The organism is Synechococcus sp. B60.1, from assembly GCF_047462555.1.
Taxonomy (GTDB): domain Bacteria; phylum Cyanobacteriota; class Cyanobacteriia; order Thermostichales; family Thermostichaceae; genus Thermostichus.
Map to the genome: position 1 here is coordinate 8,282 of NZ_JANSJN010000007.1, position 1,785 is coordinate 10,066.

General features: G+C 62.7%; 2 protein-coding genes. One reads left to right on the forward strand and one right to left on the reverse strand.

Annotated elements, in window-relative coordinates:
* Positions 1 to 1,063: M16 family metallopeptidase (locus tag NW863_RS01455; protein WP_414363990.1), on the forward strand; the 1,063-nt coding region annotated here is incomplete at its 5' end.
* Positions 1,064 to 1,149: 86 nt separating this feature from the next.
* On the opposite strand, the gene NW863_RS01460 is transcribed toward NW863_RS01455, so the two are convergent.
* Positions 1,150 to 1,785, reverse strand: a 636-nt coding sequence (locus NW863_RS01460; RefSeq protein ID WP_414363991.1) for a DUF554 domain-containing protein, incomplete at its 5' end; no start/stop codon positions are given.

The window sequence follows — 1,785 nt, forward strand, 5'->3', positions numbered from 1 at the left end:
TATTGCCGCTTGGGTGGAATCGTTGGGAGCTTCCCTTTCTGTAGACAGCGCTGCTGATCATTTCGAGGTTGGCCTGCGCTGTGTAGCGGAGGACTTTCCGGAGCTGTTGCAGTTGCTGGCGGAGATCCTCCGGGATCCCAGCTTTCCCGAGGCGGAGGTGGCGCGGGAGCGGGAGCTGATGCTGCAGGCCATTCGCGCCCAGCAGGAACGGCCCTTTAACCTGGCCTGGGATCAGGTGCGGCAGGCTCTCTATGGGGATCACCCCTACGCCCTGCCGGGGTTGGGACGACTGGAGACGGTGGGATCCCTGACCCGCGAGGATTTGCTGGCCTACCACAGCACCTACTGCCGCCCGGAGGGAATGGTGATGGCGGTAATTGGCCCAGAGCCACCGGAGACGATGGCAGCCCAAGTGGAAGCTGTCCTGGGAGATTGGGTGAGCGCTGGCCCCCCTGCCCCCGATCCCAATCTGCCTCTGCCCTCCTTGGAGAAGCCGCAACTGCGAAAGCTCTCCCAACCCACCCAGCAGACAACGATCGTGCTTGGCTTTCGCGGCTCCCCTGCCTCTTCTGCGGATTATCCCGCCCTGAAGCTACTGGCCACCTACCTAGGCAGCGGCCTGTCCAGCCGTCTTTTTGTCGAGCTGCGGGAGCGCGGCGGCCTGGCCTACGAGGTCTCCGCCTTCTTTGCCACCCGTCGGGATCCCGCCCCTTTTGTGGCTTACCTGGGCACGGCAGCGGAGAACACTCCCGTGGCGCTGGAGCGCTTGCAAGCAGAGATCCAGCGCCTCCATGACACACTCCTAAGCAGCGAGGAAGTGGGGATGGCCCAGCGCAAGCTTTTGGGCCAATATGCCCTTAGCAAACAGACCAACGCCCAAGTGGCGCAACTGGCCGGCTGGTACGAGATTTTGGGGTTGGGCATGGAGTTCGACCAGCAGTATTTGCAGAGCGTGAGGCAGCTTACCCCTGCCCATCTCCAGCAGGCTGCAAAAACCTACCTGGTCAACCCAGCTATTGCCCTGGTGGGGCCGGAAGAAGCTTTGGCAAAAGTTGAGCTGTAGGTGGGCGCCCCGAGATAGGCTGCTGCCCCGGGTGATCAACAAGGTAACCTTTGCCGCTGCCAGCCCCCAGCTTCCCCACCAGTCCCCTAGAGGTTGAGATCCCAGAGGGGGAAAAATCCCACCAGCAGTTCCACAATGACCAAAGCCGGCAGCAAGTTGGCCACCCGCAGGCGAGCCAGGCCCAGTAGGTTAATGCCAATACCCAGGATGAGGAGCCCCCCGGTCGCTTCCAAGGCGGCAAGCAGGTCTGGGCGCAACAGCGGCTGCAGTTGGTGGGCCAGCAGGGCCACGCCCCCCTGAACCAAGAGCACCGGCAGGGCGGAAAACAGCGTGCCCCAGCCCAGGCTGGCGGTAAAAGCTAGGGTGGCAATGCCATCCAAGGCAGCTTTGACCAAAAGCAGGGAGGGATCCCCCAAGCCATCCTCAATGGCGCCCAGCAGGGTCATGGGGCCGACCACAAACAGGAGGGTGGTGGTCACAAAGGCGCGAGCAATAGGGCTGGGGCCTAGCCAGCGACTGATCTGCTTTTCCAGGGCCTGTCCCAGCCGTTCAAAGGCAGCCTCGAGGTCGATCCCCTCCCCCAGCAAAGCCCCCCCGATCAGGGCCAGCAAAACCGTTACCGCTTGGGCAGCGCTGCTGAGGGTAAGGGCCATCTGGATCCCCAAGACCAACACCAGGGATCCCATAGCTTGTAGCAGGGTTTGGCTCATGCGCTCTGGCAA